The sequence below is a fragment of the Methylobacterium sp. HJ2 genome (assembly GCF_056431005.1).
Window position 1 is genome coordinate 17344 of record NZ_JBWJYM010000007.1, and the last position, 17679, is coordinate 35022.

Below are 17679 nucleotides of genomic sequence, written 5' to 3' on the forward strand. Positions count from 1 at the left end.
TCGATCCGGGGTTCAGGCCTCGGCCGCCTCGCGCAGCATCTCCAGCTCGAGCCAGCGATCCTCCGCTTTGGCGAGCTCGGATTCGGCCTGGGCCAGCGTGGCGCTCGCCTTCTCGAACCGAGGGAAGTCGCGGGCGTAGAGGCCCGGATCGGCCAGGATCTCGCGGAGCTGCCCGATCGCGGCCTGCAGCTTGGCCATGCGTTCGGGCAGCGTCTTCAACTCGTGCTGGTCCTTGAATCCGAGCTTGCTCCGGGCGGGCGCGGCGGACCGCTCCGGGCGCGTCTCCCGGGACTTGTCCGCGGGGCCCCTGCCCGCGGCGCCCTTGTCCGCGCCGGCTCGGCCGGGAACGGTCCGGGCCTGCACGCCCACCCCGCGCTGGGTGAGCATGTCGGTATAGCCGCCCGCGTACTCGACCCAGGCCCCCTCCCCTTCCGAGACCAGCACGCTGCCGACGACGCGGTCGAGAAAGTCGCGGTCGTGGCTGACGAGCAGGAGCGTGCCCGCGTAGTCGTCGAGCATCTCCTGCAGCAGGTCGAGGGTCTCGAGATCGAGGTCGTTCGTCGGCTCGTCGAGGACGAGGAGGTTCGAGGGCTGCGCCAGCGCCCGGGCGATGAGCAGCCGGTTGCGCTCGCCGCCCGAGAGCACGCGCACCGGCGTGCGGGCCTGCTCGGGCGCGAACAGGAAGTCCTTGAGATAGCCGATCACGTGCCGGTTCTGGCCGTTGACCGTCAGGGTGTCGCCGCGCCCGCCGGTGAGCACGTCGGTGACGGTCTGGCTGGGCTCGAGCACGGCGCGGGCCTGGTCGAGGATCACGGGCTTGAGGTTGGTGCCGAGGCTGATCGAGCCGGAATCCGGGGCGAGCTGGCCCATGAGCAGGTTGAGCAGGGTGGTCTTGCCCGCCCCGTTCGCCCCGACGATGCCGAGCCGGTCGCCCCGCATCACCCGCAGCGACAGGCGGTCGACGATGGTGCGCGCGCCGTAGGCCTTCGAGACCTCCTTGGCCTCGACCACCAGGGCGCCCGAGCCCTCCGCCTCGCCGGCCTGCATGGACACGGTGCCGACCGGACGCCGGGCCTCGCGCCGGGATTGGCGCAGCGCGTGCAGATTGCCGAGGCGCCGCACGTTGCGCTTGCGCCGGGCGGTGACGCCGTAGCGCAGCCAATCCTCTTCCGCCGCGATCTTGCGATCGAGCTTGTGCCGGTCGCGCTCCTCCTCCTCGAAGAAGGCGTCGCGCCAAGCCTCGAAATTCGCGAAGCCCTGGTCGATCCGCCGGGTCACGCCGCGGTCGAGCCAGACCGTGGCGCGCGACAGCGCGGAGAGGAAGCGCCGATCGTGGCTGATCAGGACGAGGGCGGCGCGGATGCCGCGCAACTCCTCCTCCAGCCACTCGATCGCCGGCAGGTCGAGATGGTTGGTGGGCTCGTCGAGGAGCAGGACGTCGGGCTCCGGCGCGAGGGCCTGGGCGAGCGCCGCGCGGCGCCCCTCGCCGCCCGAGAGCTTGGCCGGGTCCTCCGCACCCGTGAGGCCGAGGCTCTCCAGCAGGTAGCGGGCCCGGTGGCTCGCGTCTCCCTCGGCCAGCCCGGCCTCGACGAAGGCGAGCGTCGTCTCGAATCCCGAGAAATCCGGCTCCTGCGCGAGGTAGCGGATCGTGGTGCCGGGCTGGACGAAGCGCACGCCGCGATCCGGCTCGACGAGGCCGGCGGCGATCCGCATCAGGGTCGATTTGCCGGAGCCGTTGCGGCCGACGAGGCAGGTGCGCTCGCCGGGCGCGATCGTGAGCTCGGCGCGCTCGATCAGCGGCGTGCCCCCGAAGGTCAGAGCGATGTCCTGGAGGGTGAGGAGCGGTGGGGCGGCCATGCGCGGGCTTATGACAGCGCGCGCAGGCCTTCACAAACGCTGCCTTCGCGAATGCCGCCTCCGGCGACCGCCCGCGTGAAGCCCGGCCTTAGGTCCCATCCGGGACCACGCGCTCAGGCGATCGGGTTGGCCGGGCCGGTCGGCGCGGGCCCCGACGGCATCGGGTCGCTCACCGGGATCTCCACAGGCTGCTCGGCCGGCGCCTCGGAGGGCGTGTTGCCGGGCACCTCGGGGCTCGGTCCGGGCGCGGGCACCGTCGGCGGCTCGTAGGGGGTATCGGGAACCGGGCCGGGCTGGTCCGGAACCTCGGGAATTCCACCGGGATTGGCCATCGCGATCGCTCCTCCGCAGGGCGCCGTCGGGCGCGGCGCGCCGGCGCTAACGGGGCGCCGCCGCGGGTGTTCCGACGAGCGGCACCGGCCCCTACTTCTTGGTCAGGAGCAGCGTGCCTTCCTTGGCGAGCGATTTCTGAATGCGCTCGGCCACCAGGGCGAGGAGGAACGGCAGCTTCACCTCGACGCGCACGCTCTCCGCGCCGACGTCGATGGCGCCCTCGACCTTCTGGGCCAGGGCCGAGAGCCCGAAATCCAAGCGGTCCCCCGTCCACGCCATGGTGTCGATGGCGACGCCGCTCTTGGCGAGCATCCCCTTGCCCTGCTCCACGCCGGTCTCGATCCGGCGACGGGCCTCCGCCTGGCCGAGGTCGTGCGGGATATCGACGATGAGGGGCTTTGGCATTGCGGGACCGGGTCTCTCCTGATCCCGACCAGATGGGTGCGCGGAGCGGCGTCGACAACGCTCGCCGCTCCGCGCACCCAAAGATCAGCTTCGATGATCGCGGATCACCGGGGCCGCCGGGCGGCCCGCCCGGATCCGGTCAGCGCACAACCTGCAGGGAGACGTAGGTCGTCCCAGCCATGCCGAGGGCCCGGGCCGAGCCGCGGGACAGGTCGATGATGCGCCCGCGCACGAACGGGCCGCGATCGTTGATACGCACCACGATAGAGCGTCCGGTCCGATGGTCCGCGACCCGCACGCGCGTGCCGAAGGGCAGGCTGCGGTGAGCGGCGGTCAACCCGTTCGGGTTGAAATGCTCGCCGTTCGCGGTCCGATGTCCGCTGCCGTACCACGAGGCCGCTCCGCTCTGGGCGGAGGCCGGAACGGCGACGGCGGTCGCGAGCATCCCGAGGACGACGGCGGTGGTCCGGCAGACAGGCTTGATGGCCATTCGCATTCCCTTGTGTTGTTTGCGACGGCGGCGCCAATCGAGGCCGATGCCGGCCAAAATAAGACTGGTCGATCCGGCCGTTTTCGCATCACATTTTGGGCGGCCTGGCCACAGCCATGAAGATTTCCTTAACATCCGATCTGGAAAGTATTGATTACTTGCGCATGATTGGCCCGCGAAGTCCGGCCATTGGCACAAATCTGTGCCGGCAAGCAGAACCGATAGGCAGAAAATTTGCCTAAGCCGCCGCGAGATCTGCAGCGGGCGTAACCCTGCATCCCGCTCAACGGGACGCCGCCACCCCGGCGCGGAGGGGTCTGCGGGCGGGGCAGCCTCATGCCAGATCCGGACGATGCCTTCGGGATGGCAGGGTCGGGCTTCGCCCGGGCGCCGCGCCGTCGCGGCCGATTCGTCTGCGCTTCGATCGAGGGATGATCCTGCATCGCGGATGAAGCCTGCGCCCTCCCCTCCCTTGGCCGGGGGAGAGCATCGGGCCTGGACCTAGTCCCGCAAGAGGGGGTCCGGGTTTTGGGCGAGGGCGCAGCGTCGATGTGGAGCGCCGTCCTGCATCGGCCCTCCCCTCCCCGTCCCGCTGCACGCGGCACCTTTCCCCGTAGAGGAGGGAGGACAGGACCCGCGCCTCTGCCGGGCAAGCCTGAGCCGGAGGGAATCTGTATGGATCCGCGATCCGATCGCGCGGAGGCGGGATCAGAGCAGGCGATAATCCGACCGCCGTGCCCGGCGGGCGCTGCGCCGGTAGGCGAGGACCGAATCCGGCCACAGGGTGGTGTTGCGGCCCTGCGCGTCGAGGTACCAGCTCGTACAGCCGCCGGCCTGCCAGATGCTCGCCCGCATCCGGTCCCGGACACGGGCGAGGAAGCGGGCCTGCGCCTCCGGCCGCACCTCGATCGTGCGGGCGCCGGAGGGCGCCGCCCGGCGCAGGGCGTCCAGGCAGTCGAGGACGTGCCGGACTTGGATCTCGATCATCAGCACGACCGAGTTGTGCCCGAGCGCGGTGTTCGGACCGAGCAGGAAGAAGGCGTTGGGGAAGCCCGCGACGGTGATGCCCTGGTGGGCGCCCATGCCGTCGGCCCAGGCCTCGGCGAGGCTGAGGCCGCCGCGGCCGACGAGAGGGGTTCGCGCGTAGCTTCCGGTCACGTCGAAGCCGGTGGCGTAGATCAGCACGTCGCAGGCATGCTCCGTCCCGTCCTCCGTCACCACGCCGGTCGGGGTGAGGGCGCGGATTCGCGCGGTCTCGACGGAGACGTTCGGGCGCTGGAGCGCCGGGTAGAAATCGTCCGAGATCAGCACCCGCTTGCAGCCGAAGCGGTAGTTCGGCCGGAGCTTGGCCCGCAGCGCCCGGTCCGGCACCGCCTTGGCGAGATGGTGGCGGGCGAGCCGCTCGGCCTGGGCCGTGAAGGCCGACACCCGGGTGAAGCCGACGAAGGCGCGCAGCTCGTGCAGCCAGAACAGGCGCAGGCGCTCGGCGACCCGCGCCGGCGGGACCAGCCGGTAGAGCGCCCGGCGCCAGCCCGGCATCGGGCGATCGCCCTTGGGCAGGATCCAGGGCGGCGAGCGCTGGAACAGGGTGAGGTGGGCGGCCTCCGGGGCGATCCGCGGCACGAACTGCACCGCGCTCGCGCCCGAGCCGATCACGCCGACGCACTTGCCCGCGAGGGCGCAGGCATGGTCCCAGGTCGCGGAGTGGAAGCTCGGGCCCGCGAAGCTGTCGCGTCCCGGAATCTCCGGCATGGCCGGGTGATGGAGTGCCCCCATCGCCGAGACGAGGACCCGGGTCCGCATCGGGCCGCGATCGGTCTCGACCCGCCAATATCCGACCGCCTCGTCCCAGACCGCCCCCCGATAGGCCGTGCGCAGGCGGATCAGGGGCATCAGCCCCCCGCGTTGCGCCGTCTCGCGCAGATAGGCGGCGATCTCGGCCTGCCCGGCGTAGTGGCGGGTCCAGTCGTGCTTGGGCGCGAAAGAGAGCGAGTAGAGATGGGAGGGAATGTCGCAGGCCGCGCCCGGATAGGTGTTCTCGTGCCAGGTGCCACCGATCCCGTCGCCCTTCTCGATGATCAGGACCGGGCCGATCCCGGCCTCACGGCAGCGCAGGGCCATGGCCAGCCCGGAGAACCCGGCCCCGACGATCAGGACCTCGAGCGGTTCGGCGGGCAGCGGGTCGGACCGCGCCGCGCCGGGAGCGGGTTGTCCGGTCACCGATCGGCGCCCCCGGCATGGGCCTTCAGGAAGGCGGCGGCCTCGTCGAGGGATTGACGCCCTTCCGGGATAACGCTGTGGGCGAATTGCCAGACATGGGTCACGACCGGGAAGACCTTGGCGGTCGCCGCGACGCCCGCCGCCTGGGCCTTGCGCGCCATCAGGACGGAATCGTCGCGCAGGATCTCCCGCTCGCCCACGTGGAACAGCATCGGCGGCAACCCGGCAAGGGCGGCGTGCAGCGGCGAGACCGCGGGGTCGGCCGGATCCGCGCCTCCGAGGTAGAGCGGCCCGAGCTTCGCGAGCGCCTGCGGGTCGAACATCGCGTCGCGGCTGGCGTTCGAGACCCGCGATCCGCCGGTGGCCGCGAGGTCCGTCACGGGCGAGAACAGCACGGCGGCCCGCGGCATCGGCAGGCCGCGGTCGCGCGCGGCCAGCATCACCAGGAGAGCCAGGTTGCCGCCGGCCGAATCGCCGGCGATGCAGGCCGGGCCCTCGGCCGCGAAGGCCTGCCAGGCCGCCACGGCATCCTCGAACGCCGCCGGGAAGGGATGCTCCGGCGCGAGGCGATAATCCGGAACGCACAGGCTGAAGCCCCGCGCCGCGAGCCCGCCGGTGACCGGCCGGTGGGTCTTGGGCGAGCAGGCGACGAACCCGCCGCCGTGCAGGTAGAGCAGCCGCACCCCGGCTCGGCCACGCCCAGCCGCGTGAACGCGCTCGGCCGGCACGCCGCCGACGGTATCGGCCTCGAAGGCGATTCCCGCGGGATCCGGGAAGGTCACCCCGTTGAACACGGCTCGGATCCGGCCCACGTCGCGCATGCCGCCGAGCTTGTTCCGCACCGCGCGGCGGGTCATCCAGGCGCCGAGATACGCGCGCAGGCTCGCCATGCTCAGACCTTCCGTTTCGAGAGGCGCTCGATCACCGGCCAGTAGCCGGAGGGCAGCAAGCGTTGGATCAGGGCGGCGTAGCGCGCGTGCTGGCCGACGAGGATGCGAGGCTCGCGCCGGGCGACGCCCTCCACGATCTTGCGGGCTACGAATTCGGGCGTGAGGCGGAGGAAGGGCTGGAAATCGGCGCGCGCCGCCTCGAAGGCGCGCCGCACGGCGGCATCCGCCTCGGCATCGCCGCGCGGACGCGGGGCGCGGGCGCTCCGGGCGATCGGCGTGTCGACGCCGGCCGGATAGACCACGGTGACGCCGAGTTCCTGCCCGGCGAACTCGTGGCGCAGCGCCTCGGAGAAGCCGCGCACCGCGAACTTGCTCGCGGCGTAGGCCACTTGGCCGGGCGGCGCGATCAGCCCGAACATGCTCGACAGGTTGACGATCTGCGCCACGGGCTCCCGCCGTAGCAGGGGCAGGAAGGCGTGCGTCATCCGCATCACCGCCCGCAGATTGATGTCGAGCAGCCAGTCGAGGTCGTCCGGGTGGGTTTCCTCGAAGCGACCGCCGAGGGAGACGCCCGCATTGTTCACGAGCAGGCTGAGGCGGCCGAACCGCGCCGCGACCGCCTCGGGCAGGGCCCGGATCGCCGCCGCATCCGTGAGGTCGGCCGCGTGCAGGCTGACCGCCACGCCGCTCCGCGCCGCGCGCGCGCCGATCGCCGCGAGGCCGTCCGCGTCGCGGTCGACGAGGGCGAGCGCGCAGCCGCGATCGGCCAGGGCCACCGCCAGGGCCGCACCGATGCCGCTCGCCGCGCCGGTGACGAGCCCCACCGCTCCATCGAACCGGAATTCCTGCGCCACACCGCTCCCCTTGCGGCCCCCGCGATATCGGCGCGCCCGGTCGCTGTCCAGCGCCTCCCCCGCAACGGTGCGCCCCGCCGCGCGCCTGCCGGTGCGCTAGCGTCGGAGCCTCGCGACCAGCCGCGCCAGATGGGGCCGCAGCGGCAGGAACGCCCGATAGGCCTGCTCGGCGAGCGGCAGCACCGGACCCGACCCGACGATCCGCCCGAGCCAGCGCCAGCGCGGGAGCGTCTGCCACAGCAGCGCGAAGGCCGCGGCACCCGAGACGAGGGTTCCGGATGCGTCCCGCACGTGGAACCGGGACAGCGCGACGCCGACCGGCAGATCGGGGGCGAGCGGCGCGCCGGACTTCGCGGCCGCGGCGTCCACGAAGGTCAGGGCCTCCGCCCCGACCGCGTCCTTGTAGAGCGCGATCTCCGCGGCGCAGAGCGGGCAGGCGCCGTCGTGATAGACGGTCAGCGCGGCGTGCTCGCGCGGCGGCGGATCCGCGGGCGCGGCAACGAGGAGTCGGTACCGGCGCGCCACGCCCGTCAGGTTGCTTCCCTGCACGGCGACGGCGCCGTCTTCCTCCAGCGCGGCGAGCTGCGCGCGGGCGACCCGCGCCGAGATCCGCGCCTGCGGGGCCTGTGCGTCGGGATCGCGCGCGAGGGCGCCGACGACGCTCAATTCGGTGGCGTAGGGCCCGAATCGGCCGAGCACCCGGAGCACGGCGTCCCGCTCCGCCGCGTGGCGCCGCGCCCGCGCCGGCGCGTCGAGGATGGCGATCCCGCCCGAGAGGATGAGGATGGCGACGAACAGGGTCCACATGCCGACCTCCGATGCCGACCTGCATCACAGCAAGATAGATCCCGCGGGCGCGCCAGACAGACCGGCGTTTGGGTCGCATCAGCTTGGCCTGCCACTAATCCCGGCTGGCACGAATCTCGATTGCGCCGGGCGCGTGAGCCCCCTCCCCTTGCTTCATCGCCCGCGACAGCGTGCGAGCCAGGACCGCGCATGCCCGAATGCCTCGTCTTCCGCATCCCCACGCGGCATCCCGCCGATGTCTCGGGTCTCGAGGCCCTGATCGCGGAGGGGACGGTCGCGGCCGGGGAGATCGTCGCGATCTTCGGCAAGACCGAGGGAAACGGGTGCGTCAACGACTTCTCGCGGCCGCTGGCGGTGAGCGCGCTCGAAGCCCTGCTCGCCCGCCATCTCGATTGCGCGGCGGCCGAGATCGGCGCGCGGGTCGCGCTCGTCATGTCGGGCGGGACCGAGGGCGGCCTGTCGCCACACCTGCTGGCGATCGCCCGGCGCGAGGGTATGCCCGCGCCTGACACGGCGCCGGCCCTTGCCGTCGGCACGGCCTTCACGGCGGATTTCGCGCCCGAGGAGATCGGACGGATGGCGCAGGTGCGCGCAACCCGCGCGGCGGTGTCTGCCGCCATGGCCGCCGCCGGGATCACGGATCCCGAGGACGTGCATTTCGTGCAGGTGAAGTGCCCGCTCCTGACGAGCGTCCGCATCGAGGCGGCCCGGGCGCGCGGCCGGGACGTCGTCACGCACGACACCTACGCCTCGATGGGCTTCTCGCGCGGCGCCTCGGCCCTCGGAATCGGGCTCGCCCTCGGGGAGATCGCAGAGGACGCCCTCGACGATGGGGCGATCGGCATCCGGCACGATCTCTGGTCGGGCCGCGCCAGCGCGTCGGCCGGGATCGAGCTCATGCACAACGAGGTCGTAGTACTCGGCAACGCCGCGGGCTGGAGCGGGCCGAACCGGATCGCGCACGGCGTCATGCGCGACGCCATCGACCTCGACGCGATCCGCGGCGCGCTCGGGCGCCTGGGCCTCGATGCGCCGGGCCAGCTCGGCTCCGCGGAGGGCGCCCGCGTCCTCGCCCTGCTCGCGAAGGCGGAACCGTCCCGGAACGGCCTGATCCGCGGCCGGCGCCACATCATGAACGACGACAGCGACATCAACGCGACCCGCCACGCCCGGGCCCTCGTGGGCGGCGTGGCCGCCGCCGTGATCGGCCGCACCGATCTCTACGTCTCGGGCGGGGCCGAGCACCAGGGCCCGGACGGGGGCGGCCCAGTGGCGATCATCGCGCGGGTTGCTTCCTGACGCGGCAGGGCGCGTCGGCGCTTACCGCGCCCGGGCCGAGCCGCAGGGCCCGGAAGCACCGGCCGAGAGCGACGACCCGTCCCGGAGGTCGAAGCAGGCGCCGACGGACTGCCCGCTCCCGCGCATCAGGCGGTTCTTCCCCTAGGGCGGCAAAGCAGAGACGCCGACTGCACCGAGCTGCAGCCCGGCATCGCCCCGCTCATCGGCCGTCGCCGAGCAGGTCTTGCGCGGCGCGCACCAAGGCCCCGTCGGGCCGCCGGAACGCGTTCAGGATCGAGAAGTGGTCGGCGCCAGGCACCGGCAGCAGGGCTCCGGGCGCGTGGGCGGCGCTGCGCAGGGCGTGAAGGTTGCGCGCATCGTGGACGAGGGCCGGCAGCTCGTGGCTGCCGTAGGCGATGGTCATGGGCTTGGCCACCACGGGACGCCGCAGGGGCGAGAGCGCCTCGATCTCGGGATCCGTCAGGCCGAGCTTCTCGTCGAGGTAGGTCTCGCGGATCGGAGCGAGATCGTAGACGCCGGAGATCGCGAGGCCCGCCGTCACCGTCGGATGGTCGAGATGGTGCGCGGCGAGCTGGGCGCCGGCCGACCAGCCGGCGAGCACCACCGGGCCGGCGATCCCGTGCGCGGGCCCGCTCGCGGCGAGCCAGTCGAGAGCTGCCGCGATCTCGGCCACGATGGCGGACAGGCTCGCCGCGGGCGCCAGGGTGTAGCCCGGCATCGCCACGGACCAGCCGGCGGCGTTCGGGCCCTCCGCGAAGCAGGCGAAATCGGCCCGGGCGTTGCGCTGCCAGTAGCCGCCATGGACGAACACGAGGCAGGGCGCGCCGGCCTCGGCGGCCGGATAGAGGTCGAAGGCGGTGCGGGTATCGTCGCCGAGACCCGACGCGTACGGGATGTCGAGGTGCCGGGCATGCGCGTCCCGGTAGGCCGCCGAGGCAGCGTTGCGGGCCGCGATCTGCGCGGCGCTGTCGGGCACGCCGGCGGTGTTGTCGTAGCAGGCGCCCCGCGCCGCGTGGTCGAGATCGGCCCACCCGTGGCGCGGGTCGGGCGGGGTCGGATCGGCGAGGCGGAAGTCTGACAATGGTGCCACCTCAGGCCGCGATCGCAGTGTGCAGCATCGCGTCTCCCACCGCGGCGCGGTGCCCGTCCCATATGCCGTCGATGCCGGAGGCGGGGCGGATGAGGTGCCAGCCGCGCGGGAGCAGGGCGGAGCGGCGATTGTCCATCACGCGACCTCGTGATCCTGGCCGGTGCGCGCCGGCCTCGTTCTCGGCGACGCAGCCTCGCCGGACGGGAAGCGTGCCTCGTATCTCAGCATCGCACGGAGCGCGCCAAGCTGGAAGCAAGTTGGGGTCAGGGGCGATGGCAGGAGGATCGGCACGCGCACTGCGACGAGCCGCCTGGCCCGACGACCGTCGTTCCTCGTTGTGCTAGCCGACGGCCGACAGCGCGCCTGCACGTCGTCTTCGATCTCACTATCCGGGAGGCCCACGCCCCGGCGGTCACTGCCCTCACGGCGGCCGACCGCGATTCGGTGATCCCTCCTCCCAGATGGGCGGTCACCGGCCACGCATGTCGACGGGGGTCGCGCCGGGTTCGACTGAGCCGGCCCGCTTGGTCGGAAGCGGGCCGCCGTAGCGTCAATGCGGACGCTGGCGTGATCCGCCAAGCAGGCTCGCCGCCACGATGCCGATGCCGGCCAAGGCCGCTGCCGTGGCGACGGGATGGAGGCTGCCGCGGGTGTAGAGACTGTGCCGCATGACGTAGCCCGGGTGATCGCCGGCCACCCGGCCCGCCTCGCCGGGCTGATAGAGCGCGCCGGTGCGGTGCCGGGCGGGCTCGTCGCGCTGCTGCTGGCTGGTCATGCTGCGGCCGACGATGTCGAAGGCGCGCGGCGCCAGGGTCTTGGCCGCACTCATCAGCCGGCCGCCGCCGCCGACATAGATGTCGCGCCTCGGATGGACGGCGGCATGGAGGATCGCGTGCGCCACTTCTTCGGTCCGGTAGATCGGCGGCGGCAGCTTCGGCTCGCGGTCGAGATAGTTCTTGGCGTTCTTCGCGAAGAGCGTGTCGATCGCGGCGGGCTTGATCAGTGTCACCGCCACGTTCGCGCCTTCCTCCTCCAGCTCGATGCGGAGGGCGTCGGTGAAGCCTTTGATCGCGTGCTTGCTGGCGCAGTACATGCCCTGCAGCGGGAAGGCGATGTCCGAGGCGACGCTCCCGAGGTTGATCAGCACGCCTCCGCTCGCCTTGAGGTGCGGTGCGGCCGCGAGCGAGCCGTTGACCACGCCCCAGAAATTGGTCTGGAACAGGCGGTGGTGATCCGCCTCGCTGACCTCCTCCAACCGGCCGAAGATCGAGAGCCCGGCATCGTTGATCCAGGTATCGATCCGGCCGAACCGCGCCATCGCCCGCTCGGCGATCGCCTGGACCTGAGCCCGGTCCCCGACATCGGACACGACGTAATCGGCTTGCCCGCCCCGGGCCTTGATCTCCGCCACGATGCCCGCGAGGGCGTCGCCGTTGCGTGCAGCGAGCACCACCTTCGCACCGCGGGCCGCAGCCCCGTGCGCCGTCGCGAGACCGATGCCGCTGGAGGCGCCGGTGACGACCATGACCTGCTGATCGAGCGGCTGACGGCTCTTCCACATCGCGGCGTGTCCTTCACAAAGCGAGATAAGTCTGGATCGGGCGCAGGTCTCAGCCCGGCCACGCATCGAGGATCTCGGCGGTCGTCGCCATCTCGATCTGCTCGCCGAACCGGCTGCAATAGAGCGTGACCATCGCGTCGTGGGTCTCGTCGGCGGAGCTGCAGACGGCATCGGCCGCGATCACGACGCGGTAGCCGCGGTCGACCGCCCCCATCACCGTGGCGAGCACGCAGACATCCGTCTCGCCGCCGGTGACGACGAGCGACCGGGTGTCGAGGGCGCGCAGATAGGCGTCGAGGCCGGGGTCGAGCCAGGGCGAGTAGGTGCCCTTGTCGAACACGCGGGCCGGCGGGACGAGGCGGGCGAGGCCGGGCAGGAGATCGATCATCCCGGGATCGAGGCCGTCCAGGGTCATCGACGGCCAGCGCTCGTAGTAGCGGCGCCACGTGCCCGTACAATCCGCGGCCCGGGCGGCCGGGATGAAGCGGGTGAACGCGGTGCGGGCGGCGTGAGCGGCGGCGAGGCGCTCGACTTGGGGCATCACGCGCAGGAGCCAGGGGGTATGCCACGCCGTGTCCTCGGCAAAGAGCCGCTGCGCATCCACGCAGACATGCGTCGTCGCCTCGCCCAGCGCACCGAAACGCAGGCCAATGCCACCTCTCATGGCGTTCTCGTCCCCATTGCGGTTTCTCGATCCGGCCGACCCTGCGGGCCGGCTTCCCGGGTCGGCCCCCGGCATGAGCGGGGCCGACCCCGATCCTCAGGCCGCCATCGCCCCAGACTTGCGGCGAGATGGCTGCCGAACGGGTCGCCCTCGTCGATCTCGGAGACGGTTCGGCTGAGCGTGGCCGCCTCGTCCGATTTGCTCAGGGCCTTGGCGCAGGCTGCCGCCGACCCGTAGCCCGCGAGCCCGTGATGGGACATGCGCTGGTTCGCGCGATCGGCCTGAGACCGGCCGGGGCCCGTACGGTCCCGGCCGCGACCCGATCAGCCGATCTGCTCGTTCTGCGCGCCGCTGTCGGGGCGGGCCGGGCCCAGCACCGGCTCTTCGCCCATCGGCTCGTTCTGGACCACGCTGAACTCGCCCTTGCCGTCCATCGAAGGTCCGCTGGTCCAACGCCCAGCGGGCGGCGGCGAGCCGTCCCGCGCCGTGGCGAAGAAGTTGTAGTTGAACTTCTGGTGCTCCTCGCTCTGCGGGAAGGAGTTGGGGATCGGCAGCGCGCCCTTATGGCCTCCGAGTTCCTCCACCACGGCAAGCCACTGCTCTTGGTGCATGGTGTCGCGCGCGATCATGAAGTGCAGCATGTCGCGCATGCCCGGGTCGTTGGTCGCGTTGAACAGACGGACCGCCAAGGTCCGCCCCGTCGCCTCGGCCGCGACGTTGCAGTACATGTCGGCCGCAAGGTTGCCGCTGGCGTAGATGTGGCTCATGTCGAAGGGAACGCCTTCGCAATTGGCCGGGAACGCCGCCATGCCGGTGGAGAGGATGTGCCGGTGCAGCATGCCCTCGACCATATGGCGCGGGTTCTCGCCTCCCATCACCGCACCGACCACCTTGTCGGCGGCGCCAGCCTCCTGAACCTTCGTGGGTGCGGTCTCCAGGTTCATCGCCACGGCCGTGGCCAGCATCTCGATATGGCCGAGCTCCTCGGTCGCCGTGTGCAGGAGCATGTCGCGGTACTTCGTCGTCGGCCCGCGCGAGCCCCAGGCCTGGAAGAAGTATTGCATGCAGACGCGAATCTCGCCCTCGATACCGCCGATCGCCTGCTGGAGCATGCGTGCGAAGATGGGATCCGGGCTCTCGACCCGGACCGGATACTGCAGGCGCTTGTCGTGGTAGTACATCGATTCGAATCCTTTGACTTATTATCTGTTAGGGTCGGAAAATTATAAGTCTTGCCCAATCTCTCGGGCGTCGTCTTGCGTGCGCGTTCAGTCTTTCGGATCCGGTGCGAAGTCCGGCACAAGGGCCGGATCGCATTCCGGTCAGGTCAAGACGGCAGGAGGGCCCGACACATCCTCGGGCGCGCAGGCTGAACCGAACGGCCGGGCTCGGCCCAAACCGTGCAGCGATCCGAGCACTGCGCCGCGAGGATATGCCGGTTGAACCAAGGTCGATTCGCTATGTTCCGAGAATTCCGATTGGAAAAATCTCGTTCTCCCTGATCTATGTTGTATCGTTACGCGAGATCCGCTAAGCTTGATCTTCCAAAGATGAGGATTATTCTAGTCTGTCGGCCGTGGTCGGTCGCAATGCCTTGCTCGGGGCGTTATGCCTATTGGCGAGCAGGCTGACGGTCATCGAAGGCTGGCGGCGGCGGCGGTTCCGGCGCGCCAATGGCTTCGGGGCGGGCGGTTCACTGGGAGGTGGCGATGTCGGTTGCGGAACGGCCTCTTGCCGATCAGCACATCCTGGTGATCGAGGATGATTACTTCATCATGGACGCGCTGCGGCAGAGCTTCGAGCAGAGCGGCGCCACAGTGCTGGGACCGGTCGGCAGCGTGGCCGAGGCGCTCGAATTCACCGCGGCGACGCAGCGGATCGACGCCGCCGTGCTCGACCTCAACCTGCATGGCGAGATGGCCTTCCCGGTCGCCGACGCCCTGCGCGCCCGTGGCATCCCGTTCATCTTCGTCACCGGCTACGGGCCGACCAGCATCCCGACACGCTACGAGGATGCGGTCCATTGCGAGAAGCCCGTCGAACCCGAAGCCGTCGCGCGTCTGGTCGTCGCGCTCGCCGACCGTCTCGATCGCGCCGAACCGGCCTGAGCCGAGCCCGGCTCAGACGACGTCGGGGCGCCGCGCGCGGTCGCCCCCATCTCCTGCAGGATCGTCGTCCGGCGCGGTTTTGGCTCGTGACTTTCCGCGCGACGCGCGGTTGCACCGGCAGGATCCCGAGAGACGGAGACGCCCCGGTGGAGCAATTCCCCAAGCCGCCCTTCCCCGATCAGCCGCAGGGCATGCCCGGCTCGAGCGCCGCGATGACCCCGCAGCCGGATTACGGCGAGACGACCTACAAGGGCTCCGGTCGCTTGGCCGGCAAGAGGGCGATCATCACGGGCGGTGACAGCGGCATCGGCCGGGCCGTGGCCCTGGCCTTCGCCCGGGAGGGCGCCGACGTCGTGATCTCCTATCTCAGCGAGGACGAGGACGCCGCCGAGACGCGCCGCCTGGTCGAAGGCGCGGGGCGCAAGGCCGTGCTGGTGCCCGGCGACATCCAGGACGCCGCCCATTGCCGCGGCATCGTCGAGCGGGCGGTGAGCGAACTCGGTGGGCTCGACATCCTCGTCAACAACGCCGCCCATCAGGCCACCTTCGACAGCCCGGAGGAGATCAGCGACGCGGAATGGGAGACCACCTTCCGCATCAACATCCACGCGATGTTCTACCTGACCAAAGCGGCCCTGCCGCACCTGCGGGAGGGCTCGGCCATCATCAACACGACCTCGATCAACGCCGACACGCCGAGCCCGCAACTCCTTGCCTACGCCACTACGAAGGGGGCGATCCAGAACTTCACCGGCGGCCTCGCCCAGATGCTCGCCGAGCGGGGGATCCGGGTGAATTGCGTCGCGCCGGGACCGATCTGGACGCCGCTGATCCCTTCGACCATGCCGTCCGAGAAGGTGACGCAGTTCGGCAGTCAGGTCCCGATGAAGCGGCCCGGCCAGCCCAAGGAGCTCGCTCCGGTCTACGTCATGCTGGCCTCCGAGGAATCGAGCTACGTCTCGGGCGCCACCGTGGCGGTGACTGGCGGCAAACCGATCCTCTGACGTGGCCCGCGCCCGCGATCCGGCGTCGCGACCGGCAGGCGCCTCGCCTCAGCGCGCCTCGATCAGCACAGCGTCGAGCCAGAAGCTGCCGTCCGGCTCGATCGCGAAATGCCGCCGCACCTCGTCCGGTGCGATGGCCTGAAGCGCGCGGATCGCCGCCTCCAGCTTTGGCGGCGTGCGCATCCGGGCGATCCACGTCCCGAAGTCCATGCGCAGGCGTGTCGGCGTCTCGGCCTCGATCGCGAACTCGGCCTCGGCGAGCAGCGCGCGCCACTGCGAGGGCGTGTAGTCGCGCACGTGAGAGGGATCGCGCAGCAATTCTACCGCCTGCAGATGGGTGTCGAGGAGCGGATCCTCCGGGCCCACGATGTCGGCGACGAGGAAGGGCGCGCCCGGCCGGCAGACCCGCCGGGCCTCGGCCAGTCCCGCCCGCACGTCGCGCCAATGGTGGGCGCTGAAGCGCGTGGCCACCGCGTCGAAGGTGGCATCGGGGAACGGCAGCGCTTCGGCCGCGCCCTCGCGCGTCTCGATGTTGGCGAAGCCCCGGCGCGCGGCTTCGGCCGCGACGGCCCCGAGCATGTCGGAGGAGAGATCGCAGGCGGTGACGATCGCCGCGTGCGGCGCCGCCGCGAAGGCGACGTGTCCGCCGCCGCACCCGAGATCGAGCACCCGGGGCGCGGGAAGCCCGCCGATCACCGCGGCGATCCGCTGGAGGTCTTCGCCCGTGGCGTGAACGGCGCTCGCCACATAGGCGGCGGCCTGGGGCCCGAACTGATCGGCCACGTGGGTGACGTGGCTGCGCGCGGTCGTTCCGGTCATGGGGGATCCCTTCTCGTCAGGGCGCGGCGCGGGGGAGCGGCGGAAGCCGCGACAGGCGGATCGCCACGCCGAGCGCCACGACGTAGAGCCCGCCCACGAAAGCGACGACGCCGGGCCAGCCCGCATGGGCGAAGGCCCAGCCGCCTGTGGTGCCGAGCACAGAGGATCCGAGATAGTACAGGCAGAGGTAGACGGAAGAGGCCTGGGCCCGGTCGCGCAGCGCCCGCCGCCCGATCCAGCTGCTCGCGACCGAATGCGCCCCGAAGAACCCCACCGTCACCGTGACGATGCCGCCGATCACCACGAGGAGGTTGTCCGACAGCGTCATCAGGATGCCGGCGAGCCCGACCAGGATCGCGAGCCACAGCACCTTGCGCCGCCCCAGCCGGCTCGCGATCTCGCCCGTCACGGTCGAGCTCGCCGTGCCCGCAAGATAGACCACGAAGATCGCCCCGATCGCCGTCTGGCTGAGGGAGAAGGGCGGCTCCAGCAGACGGAAGCCGATATAGTTGTACACGCAGACGAAGCCGCCCATCAGCAGGAAGGCTTCGGCGAAGAGCCAGGGCAGCCCCGCATCGCGGAAGTGCTGCCCGAACGTGCCCGGCACCTCGCGCCACGCCAGCCGGCGCGCCGTGAAGCTTCGGGCCGGCGGCAGAGCCCGCCAGAACGCGATCGCCGCCAGCAGCGCCAGCACGCCGATGACCCCGAGCCCGAGGCGCCACGAGGCGTGGTCGGCGATCACGCCCGCGATCAGGCGGCCGACCATGCCCCCCAGGGCGTTGCCGCCGACGAGGAGACCCATCGAGAGCCCGATCGCCCGCCCGTCCATTTCCTCGCTGAGATAGGCCATCGCCACCGCGGGCAATCCGCTCGCGGCGATGCCGGTCAGCGCGCGCAATGCGAGGAAGCCGTGCCAGCTCGGCACCAGCACGGCGACGATCGTCAGGATCGCCGAGGCGAAGAGCGAGATCAGCATGACGGGCTTGCGGCCCCAGACCTCGGAGAGCGGGCTCACCACCAGGAGCGAGACCGCGAGCAGGGCGCAGGGCAGCGACAGGGCGAGGCTGCTCTCGGCCGGCGAGACCCCGAAATCCTCGGCGTAGATCGGCAGCAGCGGCTGCACCCCGTAGAGCACCGCGAAGGTCGAGAAGCCGGCCGCCGCCAGCGCGACGGTTGTCCTGCGGAAGGCCGGCGTCCCGGTCCGGATCAGCCGATCGTCGCCCTCGTCCATGATCTCGCCCGTTCCCGCCACGGTTGCGGTGTTGCGCCGGGGGCGAG

At 71.4% G+C, this 17679-nt stretch carries 18 protein-coding genes; 3 read left to right on the plus strand and 15 right to left on the minus strand.

Features of this window, described 5'->3' with window-relative positions; genetic code table 11:
• Positions 1-12: 12 nt before the first annotated feature.
• The 8 genes from ACS5RC_RS17265 to ACS5RC_RS17300 all read right to left on the minus strand — a co-directional run bounded on the left by ACS5RC_RS17265 (position 13) and on the right by ACS5RC_RS17300 (position 7856).
• Entirely contained in the window at positions 13-1857 is a 1845-nt protein-coding gene (locus ACS5RC_RS17265) for an ATP-binding cassette domain-containing protein (RefSeq protein ID WP_478345131.1), read from the minus strand.
• Positions 1858-1970: 113 nt separating this feature from the next.
• Positions 1971-2189, minus strand: a complete 219-nt coding sequence (locus tag ACS5RC_RS17270; RefSeq protein ID WP_478345132.1) for a hypothetical protein — start codon at positions 2187-2189, stop codon at positions 1971-1973.
• Positions 2190-2280: 91 nt separating this feature from the next.
• Positions 2281-2595, minus strand: a complete 315-nt coding sequence (locus ACS5RC_RS17275; protein WP_478345133.1) for a polyhydroxyalkanoic acid system family protein — start codon at positions 2593-2595, stop codon at positions 2281-2283.
• Between the two features lie 139 nt (positions 2596-2734).
• Complete coding sequence (locus ACS5RC_RS17280; protein ID WP_478345396.1) at positions 2735-3040, minus strand: septal ring lytic transglycosylase RlpA family protein; 306 nt, start codon at positions 3038-3040, stop codon at positions 2735-2737.
• 753 nt (positions 3041-3793) lie between these two features.
• The gene (locus ACS5RC_RS17285; protein WP_478345397.1) at positions 3794-5263 is read right to left on the minus strand and encodes a flavin-containing monooxygenase; all 1470 of its coding nucleotides are present in this window, start codon (positions 5261-5263) and stop codon (positions 3794-3796) included.
• A 38-nt stretch (positions 5264-5301) separates the two neighbouring features.
• Positions 5302-6195 carry an alpha/beta hydrolase gene (locus ACS5RC_RS17290; protein ID WP_478345134.1) on the minus strand — a complete coding sequence of 298 codons (894 nt, stop codon included), beginning with the start codon at positions 6193-6195 and terminating at the stop codon, positions 5302-5304.
• Positions 6196-6197: 2 nt separating this feature from the next.
• A complete protein-coding gene (locus tag ACS5RC_RS17295; protein WP_478345135.1) occupies positions 6198-7049 on the minus strand; it encodes an SDR family NAD(P)-dependent oxidoreductase in 852 nt (283 codons plus the stop codon).
• A gap of 96 nt (positions 7050-7145) precedes the next feature.
• Positions 7146-7856: a thiol-disulfide oxidoreductase DCC family protein gene (locus ACS5RC_RS17300; protein WP_478345136.1), complete on the minus strand. Its 711-nt coding sequence runs from the start codon at positions 7854-7856 to the stop codon at positions 7146-7148.
• A 189-nt stretch (positions 7857-8045) separates the two neighbouring features.
• Here ACS5RC_RS17300 and atzD point away from each other — a divergent pair, with 189 nt between their 5' ends.
• A complete protein-coding gene (gene atzD / locus ACS5RC_RS17305) occupies positions 8046-9155 on the plus strand; it encodes a cyanuric acid amidohydrolase (RefSeq protein ID WP_478345137.1) in 1110 nt (369 codons plus the stop codon).
• 199 nt (positions 9156-9354) lie between these two features.
• Here atzD and ACS5RC_RS17310 read toward each other — a convergent pair whose 3' ends face one another.
• The 5 genes from ACS5RC_RS17310 to ACS5RC_RS17330 all read right to left on the minus strand — a co-directional run bounded on the left by ACS5RC_RS17310 (position 9355) and on the right by ACS5RC_RS17330 (position 13651).
• The gene (locus ACS5RC_RS17310; protein WP_478345138.1) at positions 9355-10245 is read right to left on the minus strand and encodes an alpha/beta hydrolase; all 891 of its coding nucleotides are present in this window, start codon (positions 10243-10245) and stop codon (positions 9355-9357) included.
• A gap of 1 nt (position 10246) precedes the next feature.
• Positions 10247-10381 (minus strand): hypothetical protein, encoded by a 135-nt coding sequence (locus tag ACS5RC_RS17315; protein WP_478345139.1) that lies wholly within the window; start codon positions 10379-10381, stop codon positions 10247-10249.
• Between the two features lie 414 nt (positions 10382-10795).
• The gene (locus ACS5RC_RS17320) at positions 10796-11806 is read right to left on the minus strand and encodes an SDR family oxidoreductase (RefSeq protein ID WP_478345140.1); all 1011 of its coding nucleotides are present in this window, start codon (positions 11804-11806) and stop codon (positions 10796-10798) included.
• Between the two features lie 49 nt (positions 11807-11855).
• Positions 11856-12470, minus strand: a complete 615-nt coding sequence (locus tag ACS5RC_RS17325; RefSeq protein WP_478345141.1) for a cysteine hydrolase family protein — start codon at positions 12468-12470, stop codon at positions 11856-11858.
• A gap of 323 nt (positions 12471-12793) precedes the next feature.
• Positions 12794-13651, minus strand: a complete 858-nt coding sequence (locus ACS5RC_RS17330; RefSeq protein WP_478345142.1) for a manganese catalase family protein — start codon at positions 13649-13651, stop codon at positions 12794-12796.
• 528 nt (positions 13652-14179) lie between these two features.
• Here ACS5RC_RS17330 and ACS5RC_RS17335 point away from each other — a divergent pair.
• Together ACS5RC_RS17335 and ACS5RC_RS17340 are read left to right on the plus strand one after the other, a co-directional pair.
• Positions 14180-14578 (plus strand): response regulator, encoded by a 399-nt coding sequence (locus ACS5RC_RS17335; RefSeq protein WP_478345143.1) that lies wholly within the window; start codon positions 14180-14182, stop codon positions 14576-14578.
• 146 nt (positions 14579-14724) lie between these two features.
• The gene (locus tag ACS5RC_RS17340) at positions 14725-15582 is read left to right on the plus strand and encodes an SDR family oxidoreductase (protein ID WP_478345144.1); all 858 of its coding nucleotides are present in this window, start codon (positions 14725-14727) and stop codon (positions 15580-15582) included.
• Positions 15583-15630: 48 nt separating this feature from the next.
• Here the strand turns inward: ACS5RC_RS17340 and ACS5RC_RS17345 are convergent, their stop codons facing one another.
• Both ACS5RC_RS17345 and ACS5RC_RS17350 read right to left on the minus strand, forming a co-directional pair.
• Positions 15631-16401 (minus strand): class I SAM-dependent methyltransferase, encoded by a 771-nt coding sequence (locus tag ACS5RC_RS17345; RefSeq protein WP_478345145.1) that lies wholly within the window; start codon positions 16399-16401, stop codon positions 15631-15633.
• A 16-nt stretch (positions 16402-16417) separates the two neighbouring features.
• Positions 16418-17632: an MFS transporter gene (locus tag ACS5RC_RS17350; RefSeq protein WP_478345146.1), complete on the minus strand. Its 1215-nt coding sequence runs from the start codon at positions 17630-17632 to the stop codon at positions 16418-16420.
• Positions 17633-17679 lie beyond the last annotated feature (47 nt).

Coding starts and splice junctions, on each gene's coding strand:
- ACS5RC_RS17325 (WP_478345141.1), bottom strand. CDS start 12,470: ATGAGAGGTGGCATTGGCCTGCGTTTCGGTGCGCTGGGCGAGGCGACG.
- ACS5RC_RS17280 (WP_478345396.1), bottom strand. CDS start 3,040: ATGCTCGCGACCGCCGTCGCCGTTCCGGCCTCCGCCCAGAGCGGAGCG.
- ACS5RC_RS17350 (WP_478345146.1), bottom strand. CDS start 17,632: ATGGACGAGGGCGACGATCGGCTGATCCGGACCGGGACGCCGGCCTTC.
- ACS5RC_RS17320 (WP_478345140.1), bottom strand. CDS start 11,806: ATGTGGAAGAGCCGTCAGCCGCTCGATCAGCAGGTCATGGTCGTCACC.
- ACS5RC_RS17290 (WP_478345134.1), bottom strand. CDS start 6,195: ATGGCGAGCCTGCGCGCGTATCTCGGCGCCTGGATGACCCGCCGCGCG.
- ACS5RC_RS17330 (WP_478345142.1), bottom strand. CDS start 13,651: ATGTACTACCACGACAAGCGCCTGCAGTATCCGGTCCGGGTCGAGAGC.
- ACS5RC_RS17275 (WP_478345133.1), bottom strand. CDS start 2,595: ATGCCAAAGCCCCTCATCGTCGATATCCCGCACGACCTCGGCCAGGCG.
- ACS5RC_RS17265 (WP_478345131.1), bottom strand. CDS start 1,857: ATGGCCGCCCCACCGCTCCTCACCCTCCAGGACATCGCTCTGACCTTC.
- ACS5RC_RS17345 (WP_478345145.1), bottom strand. CDS start 16,401: ATGACCGGAACGACCGCGCGCAGCCACGTCACCCACGTGGCCGATCAG.
- atzD (WP_478345137.1), top strand. CDS start 8,046: ATGCCCGAATGCCTCGTCTTCCGCATCCCCACGCGGCATCCCGCCGAT.
- ACS5RC_RS17270 (WP_478345132.1), bottom strand. CDS start 2,189: ATGGCCAATCCCGGTGGAATTCCCGAGGTTCCGGACCAGCCCGGCCCG.
- ACS5RC_RS17300 (WP_478345136.1), bottom strand. CDS start 7,856: ATGTGGACCCTGTTCGTCGCCATCCTCATCCTCTCGGGCGGGATCGCC.
- ACS5RC_RS17335 (WP_478345143.1), top strand. CDS start 14,180: ATGTCGGTTGCGGAACGGCCTCTTGCCGATCAGCACATCCTGGTGATC.
- ACS5RC_RS17315 (WP_478345139.1), bottom strand. CDS start 10,381: ATGGACAATCGCCGCTCCGCCCTGCTCCCGCGCGGCTGGCACCTCATC.